General features: G+C 42.0%; 11 protein-coding genes and 1 pseudogene. 2 read left to right on the forward strand and 10 right to left on the reverse strand.

Annotated features, from left to right (window positions below):
* Nucleotides 1–110 precede the first annotated feature (110 nt).
* The 4 genes from lgt to ACTQ1L_RS03600 all read right to left on the reverse strand — a co-directional run bounded on the left by lgt (nt 111) and on the right by ACTQ1L_RS03600 (nt 4,446).
* Nucleotides 111–1,010, reverse strand: coding sequence for a prolipoprotein diacylglyceryl transferase (gene lgt / locus ACTQ1L_RS03585; protein ID WP_441365464.1), 900 nt, complete (start codon nt 1,008–1,010; stop codon nt 111–113).
* Nucleotides 1,011–1,147: 137 nt separating this feature from the next.
* Nucleotides 1,148–1,465 (reverse strand): DUF1540 domain-containing protein, encoded by a 318-nt coding sequence (locus tag ACTQ1L_RS03590; protein WP_441365465.1) that lies wholly within the window; start codon nt 1,463–1,465, stop codon nt 1,148–1,150.
* Between the two features lie 69 nt (nt 1,466–1,534).
* Nucleotides 1,535–3,508: a threonine--tRNA ligase gene (thrS, locus tag ACTQ1L_RS03595; RefSeq protein WP_441365466.1), complete on the reverse strand. Its 1,974-nt coding sequence runs from the start codon at nt 3,506–3,508 to the stop codon at nt 1,535–1,537.
* Nucleotides 3,509–3,939: 431 nt separating this feature from the next.
* Entirely contained in the window at nt 3,940–4,446 is a 507-nt protein-coding gene (locus tag ACTQ1L_RS03600) for an SEC-C metal-binding domain-containing protein (RefSeq protein ID WP_441365467.1), read from the reverse strand.
* Between the two features lie 360 nt (nt 4,447–4,806).
* On the opposite strand from ACTQ1L_RS03600, the gene ACTQ1L_RS03605 reads away from it, so the two are divergent.
* The gene (locus tag ACTQ1L_RS03605) at nt 4,807–5,037 is read left to right on the forward strand and encodes a hypothetical protein (RefSeq protein WP_321112417.1); all 231 of its coding nucleotides are present in this window, start codon (nt 4,807–4,809) and stop codon (nt 5,035–5,037) included.
* Nucleotides 5,034–5,675, forward strand: a complete 642-nt coding sequence (locus ACTQ1L_RS03610) for a hypothetical protein (protein WP_441365468.1) — start codon at nt 5,034–5,036, stop codon at nt 5,673–5,675. Before ACTQ1L_RS03605 ends, ACTQ1L_RS03610 begins: the two co-directional genes overlap by 4 nt.
* Here ACTQ1L_RS03610 and ACTQ1L_RS03615 read toward each other — a convergent pair.
* The 6 genes and pseudogenes from ACTQ1L_RS03615 to ACTQ1L_RS03640 all read right to left on the reverse strand — a co-directional run bounded on the left by ACTQ1L_RS03615 (nt 5,665) and on the right by ACTQ1L_RS03640 (nt 13,258).
* A complete protein-coding gene (locus ACTQ1L_RS03615) occupies nt 5,665–8,082 on the reverse strand; it encodes a cation-translocating P-type ATPase (RefSeq protein WP_441365469.1) in 2,418 nt (805 codons plus the stop codon). The genes ACTQ1L_RS03610 and ACTQ1L_RS03615 overlap by 11 nt on opposite strands.
* 162 nt (nt 8,083–8,244) lie before the next feature.
* Nucleotides 8,245–8,568 (reverse strand): annotated as a pseudogene (locus ACTQ1L_RS03620) (DUF4340 domain-containing protein); the annotation flags it as partial.
* Nucleotides 8,569–8,652: 84 nt separating this feature from the next.
* Nucleotides 8,653–9,927 carry a DUF7088 domain-containing protein gene (locus tag ACTQ1L_RS03625; RefSeq protein WP_441365470.1) on the reverse strand — a complete coding sequence of 425 codons (1,275 nt, stop codon included), beginning with the start codon at nt 9,925–9,927 and terminating at the stop codon, nt 8,653–8,655.
* Nucleotides 9,928–9,951: 24 nt separating this feature from the next.
* Complete coding sequence (locus ACTQ1L_RS03630) at nt 9,952–10,863, reverse strand: ATP-binding cassette domain-containing protein (protein WP_441365471.1); 912 nt, start codon at nt 10,861–10,863, stop codon at nt 9,952–9,954.
* A 123-nt stretch (nt 10,864–10,986) separates the two neighbouring features.
* Nucleotides 10,987–12,285 carry an adenylosuccinate synthase gene (locus ACTQ1L_RS03635; RefSeq protein WP_321112424.1) on the reverse strand — a complete coding sequence of 433 codons (1,299 nt, stop codon included), beginning with the start codon at nt 12,283–12,285 and terminating at the stop codon, nt 10,987–10,989.
* A gap of 97 nt (nt 12,286–12,382) precedes the next feature.
* The gene (locus ACTQ1L_RS03640; protein ID WP_321112426.1) at nt 12,383–13,258 is read right to left on the reverse strand and encodes a DegV family protein; all 876 of its coding nucleotides are present in this window, start codon (nt 13,256–13,258) and stop codon (nt 12,383–12,385) included.
* Between the last annotated feature and the right edge of the window lie 30 nt (nt 13,259–13,288).

Consider the following 13,288-nt stretch of genomic DNA (forward strand, 5'->3'; position numbering starts at 1 on the left):
ACAGCCCACAAAATCAAGGCTTTAAGACAAATTCCCATAAAAAAGCATTAAAAAAAGACGCTCCGTCTTTTCATGGACTTTGCGCCTTTTTTATAAAATACATATGAAATTTACTCTTTAGTGGTGGATTGTGGTGGAGTGTCCACCATTTTGCCCATTTTCATCTGCTTATATCTGACAATACCTATCCATATGGCTGATACTGCCACCAAAGTGGCGGCGAGTGCCATAGACACCGGATAATTGATATAAGGGATGAGAAGCTGGTCTGTACGCAGGTTTTCTATCCAGAATCTTCCTATACCATAGCCTAATAAATATAGAAGAAACACCTCTCCGTCAAACCGTCTGTGCTTAAAATAAAGCATCAACAAAATAAACAGGCATAGATTCCAAAAGGATTCATACAAAAATGTAGGATGCACCGAGATATACTCCACTCCGTCTACCACAGTTGTATGTGACATAAGCTTTTCAGTCAGATCCGATGTCCTGACAGCTGATACCGGAAGCTGCATGGCAAAGAGTCCGTCATAATAATCGCCAAATGCCTCCCTGTTGCAGAAGTTTCCCCATCGGCCAATCGCCTGTCCCAGTATCAGTCCAAGCCCCGCCGTATCACACAACAGTGGAAACGACAGCTTTCTGACCTTTGCAAAAACGAATGTGGTGATAATTGCTGCTATCACTCCTCCGTAAATTGCCAGTCCTCCCTGCCTGATATTGAATATGCTAAGCAGGTCATCCTTGTACAAATCCCACCTGAATACCACATAGTATATTCTTGCGCCTATCACCGAGCATATGATTGCCACAAGTGCCAGGTCAAAGTATGTATCAGGATTTTGTCCTGATTTTTTTGCCACATAGCAGGCCACGCCCAGCCCCGCAAGCATACCACATGCTATTATTATGCCGTACATCGCAATATCAAAGCTTCCTATTGATATACTCTTTATCACATGCTGCAGATATATATGAAGATGTGGGAAGTTTATATTATAATCCATATTTTTCCTTTCCTGACTGTAATTGCTGTCTGTCACACCATAATATATACGGCAGCAATCACAAATTACGAAAATATATGTACCCGGAGCACCATAAACCTGATACTCCGGGCAACTGTCATTATGCGCTTCTTAGTCTACGCCTGACACTCAAAGCTTGCACACTCTGTACTGCACTTATTAGGTGTACAGTTTTTCTTGATGCCAATCTGATTGGCCATGCAGCTATTGTGGTCATTGTACTTACACTTTGCTGCATCACAGTGCACATCTGTCTCCTTGTGAATAGCTAGCTCTGCAGATACCTCACAGTCACAGGCCTTATTTGAAAAGCTGCCACACTGTGTATCGCAGGCTTTCTTTGCCTTATTTCCTTTCACATCGATTTCTCTGAGCTTACAGCAGTTATCTGCATTATACGCACATTTTTCAACATTACAATCAAGTCTTGTCATACTTTTGCCTCCTTTGCTTATGCATAGGCTAGTATGTCCTGATTGATTTTTTTTATACTTTTTAATTGATTATCTGTGTTTTTCCTCTTCCGGAAGCTCCACTCTGATTTCCTTTGTACGGATTTCCTTGCAAATCTGGTCGATGAAATCTGAAAGTGGCTTAACACCCTCATTTCCTTCAAAACGGCTTCTTACCGATACTGTGCCGTCTGCCTCCTCGTCTGCTCCAACAACAAGCATATATGGAAGCTTATCCATACGAGCTTCTCTGATCTTGTATCCGATCTTCTCAGCTCTGTTGTCAACTGTCACATCAACATCATTGCGCTTAAGCTCATCTGCTACCTTTTTAGCATAATCAGCATACTTCTCTGAGATAGGAAGCACTCTAACCTGCTCAGGGCAGAGCCATGTAGGGAACTTGCCTGCGTAGTGCTCGATAAGCCATGCAAGTGTACGCTCATAGCAGCCGAGTGATGTACGGTGGATGATGTATGGACGGATTTTATCGCCGTTTTGATCAATATAGTACAGATCAAAATTCTCAGCAATAGCACAGTCGAGCTGTATTGTTACCATGGTATCCTCTTTACCGTATACGTTCTTGGCCTGAATATCAATCTTTGGTCCGTAGAATGCAGCCTCGCCGTCGGCCTCAACAAAAGGAACATTTTCCTCAACAAGGATGTTACGAAGAACCTCCTGTGTTGAGTTCCAGTACTCATCATCTCCTAAATACTTTTCTGTGTTCTTTGGATCCCATTTTGAAAGACGGTATGTCACATCATTCTCGAGTCCCAGCACCTTAAGTACATATCTGTTAAGACTGAAGCATGCCTTGAGTTCCTCCTCACACTGGTCAGGACGGATAACATTGTGACCCTCTGAGATAGTAAACTGTCTGACACGTGTCAATCCATGCATCTCTCCCGAATCCTCGTTTCTAAACAATGTGGATGTCTCACCCATTCTGTAAGGCAGATCTCTGTATGAGTGCTGCTTTGCCTTGTATACATAATACTGGAACGGACATGTCATCGGACGAAGTGCCATAACCTCTTCCTCGCCGTCCTTCTCAGGATCTCCGAGAACAAACATGCCGTCAAGATAATGATCCCAGTGTCCTGAAATCTTGTACAGGTCTGATTTTGCCATGAGTGGTGTCTTTGTACGCACATAGCCCCACTCCTTATCCTCGAGGTCCTCAATCCATCTCTGCAGCTTCATAATCATCTTTGTGCCCTTTGGCATCATAAGCGGGAGTCCCTGTCCGATTACATCTACTGTTGTGAAAAGCTCCATCTCACGACCAAGCTTATTGTGATCACGCTTCTTAGCCTCCTCCATTCTCTCAAGATGTGCCTTTAAATCCTCTTTTTTATTGTAGGCTGTTCCGTAGATACGATGGAGTCTTGCCTTGTTTGAATCACCTCTCCAGTATGCCATTGATGATGATGTGAGCTTGAAAGCCTTTACTCCCTTTGTGCTCATAAGATGTGGTCCTGCACATAAATCTACAAATCCACCCTGGTCATAGAATGAAATCTCCTCACCCTCAGGAAGCTCCTCGATAAGCTCTACCTTGTATGGCTCATCCTTTTCCTTCATGAATTTGATTGCTTCCTCTCTAGGGAGTGTAAATCTTGTTATCTCATGACCCTGTTTGATGATTTTCTTCATCTCTGCCTCAAGTGCATCGAGATCCTCTCTTGAGAATGGCTGTGAATCGAAATCATAGTAGAAACCGTCATCAATTGCCGGTCCGATTGTGATTTTTGCATCCGGAAACAGATTCTTTACTGCCTGTGCCAGCACGTGTGATGCTGTATGTCTGATGACACGAAGTCCTTCCTCATCACTTGCTGTGATTATATTGAGTGTGCAGTCCTTGTCAAGAACTGTTCTTAAGTCAACAATTTCTCCGTCAACCTCTCCTGCGCAGGCTGCTCTTGCAAGTCCCTCGCTTATATCTTTTGCGATTTCATATACGCTTTTTGCTTCGCTGTACTCTTTTGATGAGCCATCCTTCAATGTTATCTTCATGGTTATCTCTCCTTTATTTTTAATATAAAAATCCCCGACACCGCATTGCTGCGACATCGGGGACGATAAGCTTTGTTACCGTGGTTCCACCCACATTCTTTCCGCCTGAAAACATACTGCTTGTCTGTATCCGACAGAAACTCATTTGACTATAACGGTATCACCGGGCTTTATTGGAGCCACTCCAAGCTGGTGTTCGGTATATCATCCACCGGGGAGCTTTCACCACTCTTTGGACTTTGATTCTCGTCTTCCAAGGCTTCCCTCTCTGCTGCTTTTAATATACTTACTGTGCTCTTCAACGTATTGTTATTATGCTGTTGCACATATGTATGTAATATACGCAAACATGTGCCATACATATCTTTAGAACAATTAATGTTCCTTCCAAAAAATGATAATATACTTATTTTTCTAATCTGTAAAGTACTTTATGCATTTTTTCCGCAACATTTTTTATATTTCTTGCCCGAACCGCATGGACATGGGTCATTTCGGCCGATTTTCTTGCCTACTACCACTGTTCCTGACTTCTTCTGCTCGAGGTAAAGCGCATGCTTTGTCTCTGCGTCAAAGATTTCATCCCATGCCGGGAGATTGTAAAGCCAGTCTGCCTTTGCATCTACCATGTTCTTATAGAGCTTTTCTTTATCGAATGCAAGGCTTACCTTTGTGTCCTCATCCATCTCCTCGATTAGGTTTGGTGTGACAAGGCTGTCATTGATTCCGTCTAAGAAGCCTGTCATCTCCATGATTGATAACTCATATTTCTCAGCAAGCTCTTTGACTGTTCCCTCTACTGCCTCATCCGGATTTGCAAGGAGCTTCTCATATACGCCCTTCTCCAAGAGGAAATAATGCTGCCAAAAACGCTGTAACTCCCCCTGATCTGCTTTGTCATTATAGGCAATCTTGTGCCACTCTTCTAATAAAGCCATTTTTACTACCACCTTTATCTTTTATAAACTGATACGAGGCCAAACAGCCTCAACTTCACATATGGATGTATTATACCAAAATAACAGCTTGACGTCAATTTTGTTTTTTTATATTATAATTAGTAACTATTCAGAACCACTGAGAACAAAAAAGCTGATGTGTCATGCTTGCATGTAAGCAGCAGATTTTCTTGTTCTCAAGGTGGCTCGAATAGAGCCACCCCCACATATATGAGCAAAATTAGTTGCGTAGCAACGAGAAAGCACGAGTATCGTGCGTTTTTGCGAATGTGTGTGGGGTGGTTCTGAATAGTTACTATAATTATTAAATAACTATTCAAAAACCACGGAGAACAATTCATGAAAAAGACAAAACGTATTCTGGCACTGATTGGTGCCATCCTTTTATTATTTTTATATGTTGTGGCATTTGTTGCCACTGTGCTCGATCACACGAGCGACATGCGCTACTGGAAGGCTGCCGTTGCCGCAACTATCATTATCCCGGTACTTATCTGGGCGTATTCATTTGTATACAGACTTTTAAAGGGTTCTGATAAAGAATCTGATGATGTAACCAAAATACCATGAAACGCAAAATCACACCTGAATTATCATCTAAAGACTGGAACGAATTCTGCAGCCGCTTTCATTTTGATAATGATAAGCTGCCTCTTATCCGGGCAATATACACAGCAATGCTTCCATTGGTGGATGCCTTCGCATATTATTCCATAAAACAGGATTTGCCTGAGGTATCTCTGGCACACTATGCATACGGTCTCGTGACACTCGGAAACGGTGCAGACGAGCTGTCAGAGCTGTATTTAAACCATGAGCAGCTTGAGGAGGCCTACATAACAGACTGTTTAAGCCTCATGCTTTTGTCAAACGCATATGAGCAGTTTGCAAAGGCTATCGAAGAAGAAAGTTCTCTTTATGCCATTGAGCTGTCATTTTTAGGCGATGAATATCCTCTTGAGCTGCTGCCTGAGATTTTTGAGCACGTAAGCCCTGATGGCATACATCTCACCGGTTCAAATATGCTCATGCCACTTAAGACAGCCGCCCTCATAATAAAGCTTGACTCACAAAAGCAGAAAAATATCAAAGAGCTCTGTAATACCTGCGCGAACTGTAAAAATCTGTCGTGCCCATCAAGAAAGGCCCCTGGTCCTAAGCTGCCACACACCTATGGTGCCATGCAGATTTTTAATATCAGACATTGAAGCCCTTCTTTTTCTCATATGAGCCTCTCAGTTTCTCAACCAGAAGTGTCAGATTCCTAAACAGTGACTCAGCCGCAAAGCCAAACACTATCATGAGAAGAATACATATATTTGACAAATCTGTCAGTGCAAACAGTTTCTTTAAGAAGAAACCCGAAAATACCAGACCTGCTATATTTCCGATAATAACAGCATATTTCATTCTATTGAGCGGCTCACTGATTTTAAAAAGTATCATGAAGCCCACTACCGAAAGTACAAGCGTCGCTATCGTTCCTATGCTTGCATCTGATATACAAAATACTTCTCCGCATACGACAAGCGCTCCGACAGCTATTACATCCGTAAGTCCACCCGGCAGTGCCTTTAGCATGACATTGGTGATAAAGCGCCCCTTTATCCTGTCCTTATTCTGCTCCAGTGCCAATAAGAATCCCGGTACTCCTATGGTAAACATACTGATGAGCGATACCTGTGCCGGCTCAAGCGGATACGTAACCATAAGAATAACTGAAAACAGTGAAAGTAACAGTGAGAATATATTTTTCACAAGAAACAGGCTGGCTGAGCGCTGGATATTGTTTACCACCCTGCGTCCCTCATATACCACATCCGGCATATGTGCAAAGTCAGAGTCCAAAAGGACAACCTGGGCTGCCTGAGCTGCCGCCTCACTTCCCGATGCCATAGCCACACTGCAGTCGGCGTCCTTCATGGCAAGTATATCGTTGACTCCGTCTCCTGTCATCGCAACCGTATGACCTTTAGCCTGCAAAGCCTTTACAAGCTGTTTTTTCTGCTTTGGTGTCACACGTCCGAATACAGTATATTTATTCACTGCATCGGCTATTTTATCCTCAGTATCGAGTGTTGCCGCATCGACAAAGCTTTCTGCACTTTCTATTCCTGCCTGTATGGCAATCCTTGAAACGGTACGCGGATTGTCACCTGAAATAACCTTTATCGCAACACCCTGACTCTTGAAATACTCAAAGGTCTTTACCGCATTCTCTCTGATAGGATTGGCAAGTGCCACAAATCCAAGCGGAGTAACGCTGCCATTTATGCCATTCTCCACGTTTTCTCCATCATACCTTGCAAACAAAAGTACTCTGTCACCTTTGTCAGCGTATGGTATGATTTCTTCCTCAATGCGCGCAAAGTCTTCGTGCATGATAAACTCCGGTGCTCCGAGCAGATATGTTCCATCAGAAAAGGTAACGCTGCCATATTTGAGACTCGACGAAAATGCCTGCTGTGAAACCGCTGTACGATGCAGTGCAGATGTATTATTTGTCAAAGCATCCGCCGCATATGCCTTTAGTGCGAGCATAGTCGCATTGTTGTCAACCGAAGCATTTGCATAATCTAAAATAAGACTTTTAAGCTCATCTAATGTCAAAGCTGTCTGTGTGCCATCTGCTCCACTGTTTTTACAGAGAAAAATTTCCTTAAGCTTCATATCAGGCTCAGTAATTGTGCCCGTTTTATCCACACAAAGCACATCCACACGCGCAAGCGTCTCAATACTTTTCATATCATGAAGCAAAACCTTTTTCCTTGCAAGCTTCATAGTGCTTAAGGCAAGCGCCACTGTGGTCAGCAGATATAAGCCCTCCGGTATCATTCCTATAATCGCTGCAACTGTCGATGTAACACTCTTTGTGATAGACTCACCATTCACAAAATGACTCTGCCAGAATAATATAAACCCAATCGGAATTATAACTATGCCAACCCATTTGACAATCAAATTAATGGAGCGTATCATCTCTGACTGCTCCTTGCCGCCCATTGATTTTGCCTCAAGGCTCAGCTTTGAGATATATGATTCATTACCGACCTTTTCAAGCCTCGCATAGCACTCTCCCGATACAACAAAGCTTCCCGACATGAGAGTACTGCCCTCTGTCTTTTCTACCTCATCAGCTTCACCTGTGAGCAGTGATTCATTTACCTGTATATTTCCGGATATCACAACCGCATCCGCACAAATCTGCTTTCCTGCGGTAAGTAAAATCACATCGTCCTTTACAAGTTCATCCGTACTAATCTGCTTTACGCTGCCGTTTCTGATGACATCCGCATGCGGAGCATTCAGTAAACTCATTTTTTCAAGAGTCTTTTTTGCGCGGATTTCCTGAACGATTCCGATTACCGTATTTCCAATAATTATAGGCAGAAATGTCAGATTTCTGAAAGAACCTACCATTATGAGAAGTATCGTTATGACAAGAAATATAAGGTTAAAATATGTGAAAACATTTGAAATCACAATTTCCTTTGTCGTCTTGTCTGTAGATATATCAGCCCTGTTGGTAAGTCCTTCCTCCACTCTCTGCCTTACCTCTTCATCGGTAAGGCCCGTGATATTTATGCTATTGCTGTCTTTGTTCATCTTATTCATGCTATTCACCGTTTTCCCTCATTATTCTACATCATAATAATGATACATTTTGACCCTTTAATCATTATAATGGTACAACATCAGCACGATTTCAATACCTATTTCATAAAAAAAAGATGAACTATTTCTTAAAGTTATCATTTTTAAACTATTAATCCATTGCTACTCACTTTCAGTCTCTGTACTCTCACTGTCTTCCGTTGCAATCATATCATCTATAGAATCCGGAATTGTTCTAAGGATTGTGGTACTTGAAAGATATACATCATCATTTACCTTGATATAGTACTCACCAAGCATAGCGTTTTTCTCACCGATTGTGATGGTATATGCCTTGTCATCGGTGCTTAGCTTTACGACATTCTGTGGTTCATCCAGCCCAAAATCAGATGTATCCGCATCTGAATCAAATTTCTTTGAAGCTGTAATGCTTGTGGCGTTTCCAAGCAGCGATGTGACCTTGCTTGTATTGATTTTAAGAAAGGTATCATTATCGCAAGTATCACAAAGGTGCGTTTCTGCTTATTCATTCATTTTCTCTCCTATTTCTTATACACTTTTACCTGTAATCTACTTCTTTCTCCTCATTGCCCATACAACGATTCCTATGATAATAAGCAGTATTGGTACAGCTATCATTATGATAAGTCCCGTAATAACCGCCTGCAGCGTATTTATAGTGATATTGCTTAAGGTGTACTCCTTCACAGGTATCACACTTGATGCAAGCTCAACATTTCCGGTCATTGATGTGATAACATCCTTGAACATGTCTGCATTGTTGCCGGAAACAGCATTATCATATGAATCATCAACCACATAAGGCGTACCAAACACAACAATCGATGCGCCGGTGCTTGAATCATTTACAGCAAGACCTGTAGTAAACGGTCCGTTCTCATCTGTGTCCGGCACCTTTTCCTCGTTAAAGAGCTCTAAACTCTTAAGATTTGCATTTGCCTTGCTTACAACACTCTGAAAATTGCTTCCTATTTCCGTTTCATTGTGTCCCGTTATCTGATAAATTACCGGGAGCTCATCTGCATCCATTGTGACATACTCTATAGCACTTGTAATCTGTCCCTCGGCATCAAAGCCTGTGATGCTAGACTGCGACTGGTATCCGTAATAATATGATGAGCTGTCATATTCATATATATCATTGTAATCAATCACCTTTGAACGGTTTTTGTTCTCGATGATAAGGCTGTTTGTGGTAGGTGTCGTGTCTGTGTAATCCTGATAAAACTTCGGGCTTGTCGCCGGGTCTACATATTTTACCTTTATATGACTCGAAAGATCCTTGTATCTGTTGATTGTCTCATCTATCTTTGCATCCTTTGATTTCCTGGAATTTAAAACATAGATTGTGATATCCTCATCGAGCTTACTTATCCTGTCCTTTGTATCGCTTGTGAGCGAGTACAGCTTTGTAGCCGAACAGTCAATTGATGTGTACCTGGTAGGAAGCGCTGTCACTACAAGATTTACCACCACACAGATTGCACACATTATGACAATCATTCCTGCTGAAAATGCCCCTATGCCTATCATCTTCTTTGAAAATGCCCATCTTCTCTTCTGGATAGATTGAGTCGTCAAGAAGCATAAAAGCAAAATAACCGTCACATAATAAGCTGCCGATGTGACACTAAAGCAGCCACTCACAAAATTCTCAAATGGTGTGTACAAATCAAAGCAATTAAGCACCTTTGTTAGCAGATTCCCACTTGACGAGATGAGCCCTGTAATAGACTGCATCATGTATGAGAGGAATAATGCCGCAAATGTAAGTATTGCAGATATTATCACACTCTCAGATATGGACGATATAAAAAGTCCCACGGCGATGCATGATAAACCGTAAAGCTAGTAGCCAAACAAAGCCACATACGCTTCACTGAGCGCCACCTTGCCGTAAATTGACAACACGAGCGGTGAAAGTGCAAAAAGTGCTATGTCTATGGTGTATACTGCTGCCATCGCTAAATATTTTCCTGCTACAATCCTTCCGACAGATACAGGCGATGTCAGCATGAGCTGATCTGTCTTTGTCTTTTTCTCATCAGAAAGCGATCTCATCGTGAGAATTGGCACTGCAATCATCATAATAAAACCGATTCCCTTTAAATCATATGAGATATACGGATAACCGTTTTTCAGATTGTATACATAAAAATATAAGCCATACACTGCACTTATCTCACTTAAAATATGTGAGCTCAGTATCACCGTATGATTTTCTCCAAGCTTTTTAATAAGCTCACGAATCTCTATTATCTGCTTTGGATCAAGTCCAACTGTAGGCTCATCCAGTATGATGATTTCCGGGTAGCCAAGAAGTGCCTGGGCGAAGCCCACTCTTTGTCTGTAGCCCTTGGAAAGGTTCTTTATGAGACGGTTTTTCACCTCCGTGATGCCGGTCATGTCCATGGCATCTGCTATCATTTCTTTTCTCTTTTTCCTGTCGAGCTTTTTGAGCTCTGCCACAAATTTGAGATACTCATATACCGTCATATCCACGTAAAGCGGTGGTATCTCCGGCAGGTATCCGATACATTTTTTTGCCTCCTCAGGCTGTGCAAATATATCATAGCCGTTTATCTTTACTGTTCCACCATCAGCACCGATATATCCGGTAACAATATTCATGGTGGTTGACTTTCCGGCGCCGTTTGGTCCCAAAAGTCCGTATATCTTTCCCGGCTCAACAGTCAGCGAAAGATGATCTACGGCCATATGGTCGCCATATTTCTTTACGAGATTACTAATTTCTATCACAGTAATACTCCTCCTGCTAAATTGTTATGATATCAGAGTAAAAAAAAGAGTGTTCAATTTGTGAATTTTGAACACTCTTTTGTACATTATTTAAAATTTTAATACTATAGCATTTTAGCTTTACTAATTGTCTGCGCGCACAATCATAGCTTCTCTGTCAGCACCTGTTCCGATAAACTTAACAGGTACTCCGATGTATTTCTCTATGAAACTGATGTATTTCTGTGCATTCTCAGGAAGCTCCTCGAAAGTCTTACAGCTTGCGATTTCATCTCCCCAGCCGCCTTCCAGCTCCTCATATACAGGCTTTGCGTTGTTTAAAACCTTGAGATTTGTTGTAAAGTCCTCTGTTACCTCACCGTTTACATCGTAGCCGGTGCAGACTTTTATTGTATCAAACTTGCCGATTGTGTCGAGATGGTTTACAGAAAGTGCTGTAAGTCCGTTAAGACGCTTGGCATATTTTAAGGTGACAAGGTCTAACCATCCGCATCTTCTCGGGCGGCCTGTTGTGGTGCCGTACTCATGTCCGAGCTCACGGATTCTGTCTCCTGTTGCGTCAAGAAGCTCTGTCACATATGGTCCCTCACCTACACGGCTTGAGTATGCCTTGATGACACCGTATACATTTCCGATATCTGAAGCAGAAAGACCTGTTCCTGTAAGAATACCACCGATTGTAGGATTTGATGATGTAACATATGGATATGAACCAAAGTCGATGTCAAGGAGTGTAGCCTGTGCTCCCTCAACAACCACCTTTTTGTCATCCTCAAGTGCCTTGTGTAAGAGGGTTATTGTATCACATACATATGGCTCAAGCTGTGCTGCATAGTCACTGTACTCTGCAAACATCTTGTCGAAATCAAGCTCCTTTGTATAATCAGTCTCAGGATCATATACCTTAAGAAGTGCAAGCTTGAGCTCTGTCTGCTCCTTAAGGCGCTCCTTGAAATCAGGTGCGTATAAATCCTCCATTCTGATTCCGCTTCTCTCATACTTATCGCAGTATGAAGGTCCGATACCCTTTCCTGTAGTACCGATTTTCTTTGCCTGTCTCACCTTCTCAAGCGCTACATCCAGCTTTCTGTGATATGGGAAAATAACATGCGTTTTGTCACTGATTTTTAAGTATTTATCTACATCATATCCGTGCTCCTTCAGGTTGTTGATTTCCTCTAAAAGAACCTGCGGATTTAAAACTACTCCGTTTCCGATCACTCCGATTGTATGTCCTGATAAGAGTCCTGACGGAATAAGGTGCATTGCATATTTAACACCGTTTGCTTTGATTGTGTGACCGGCATTGTCTCCGCCTGTGCATCTTACTGCTACATCAGCGTCTGCTGCAAGGTAATCAATTACCTTACCTTTTCCTTCATCACCATAGAAACATCCTATTACTACATCTACCTTTGACATTTTACATGCCTCCCTTGTATTTTCTGACACGACACATTGTGCCATGTTACTGCTTGATTTTAGTGGTATATTTATTATGCTTTGTAACTATTAATAATTATTTATTACAATACTCTATCTTCTTAGAGCAGGCTATTGCAAGCGCTCCGGGTCCTATATGGCATGAGACCGAAAGTGAAAGCGGATTCATGACTATCTCGTTATTTGGAAATGCTGCCTGAACCTCTTCCTTAAATGTCTCCGCTGCTGCAATATCATGTGTGTATGCCATTTCAAGATTTATCTGGCTGCCATCCGGATTATTGAAGCGCTTCTCAAAATCCGACTTCATGGCATCTATCATGATGCTCTTTGCCTGCTTTACGGTACGTGCCTTTGCAAATGCATCAAGCTTCTCACCCTGAATCTGAAGCACCGGTTTAAGCTTTAAAAGTGTGCCAAGAGCTGCCGCTGCAGGCGTGATTCTACCACCCTTTTTGAGGTAGTTAAGCGTATCTACCATGATATATATGGAAGACTCAAACTTTGCATTCTCTAATATCTGCTTTATCTCAGCTGCATTTTTTCCTGCTTCTGCCAGGTTCTTCGCATCTATAACCGACTGTCGCATTGTAACTGATATTCTCTGATTATTGACTACCTGCACTTTGCCGTCATAATCCTGCGAGAGCATATATGCTGTCTCACATGAGCTTGAAAGACCTGATGACATTGGAATGTATACAATCTCATCATTTTCCTTTAAAAACTCATCCCATTTATCTGTTACGTCACCAACTAAAGGCATAGATGTCTTGATATCGCCGCCTGCCGTAAGCTTCTCATAGAACTGCTCCTGTGTCAGATCGATATTCTCATAATACATCTGCTCATCGATGTAAAAAGGCATTGGAATCACTTCAACTCCAAGCTTCTTTGCCTCGTCAGGTGTGATACCGCTGTTTGAATCGGTAACTACTATAACCTTACTCATTAATTCTCACTCCGATATAAATATTCGTTG

Source organism: Agathobacter sp. LCP21S3_B2 (assembly GCF_052118705.1).
Taxonomy (GTDB): domain Bacteria; phylum Bacillota; class Clostridia; order Lachnospirales; family Lachnospiraceae; genus Roseburia.